The organism is Achromobacter sp. SIMBA_011 (assembly GCF_046535435.1).
Taxonomy (GTDB): domain Bacteria; phylum Pseudomonadota; class Gammaproteobacteria; order Burkholderiales; family Burkholderiaceae_B; genus Achromobacter; species Achromobacter dolens.
The window spans coordinates 1-266 of record NZ_JAWRWN010000568.1; the positions used below are offsets into that span (position 1 = coordinate 1).

Sequence of the window (266 nt, forward strand, 5' to 3'; positions counted from 1 at the left end):
GCGCGCGGTTGCCCGTCGCCAGCACGACCGCGAGTTGCGCGCGCGCGCCGGTCGGCGTCGAGGCCACGCACAGCACCGTGCCGCGCGCGGACAACGTGTACGTATTGCGCTCGCCCGTCGGGCCCGGCAGCACCGCCGTGGCGCCTGCGAGCACGTATTCCAGATAGCCTTCGCAACGGGCCGCGAGCGCCGGTTGGCGTTCGGCGATCAGCCAGTCGCGCAGCACCGCGAGATTGCCTTGCGCCGACTGCGGACGCTCGCCGTTC

Annotated in this window: 1 protein-coding gene; it reads right to left on the bottom strand. The window is 73.3% G+C overall.

Annotated elements, in window-relative coordinates; genetic code table 11:
• Positions 1–266: hypothetical protein (locus SB816_RS32185; RefSeq protein ID WP_410548268.1), on the bottom strand; the 266-nt coding region annotated here is incomplete at both ends.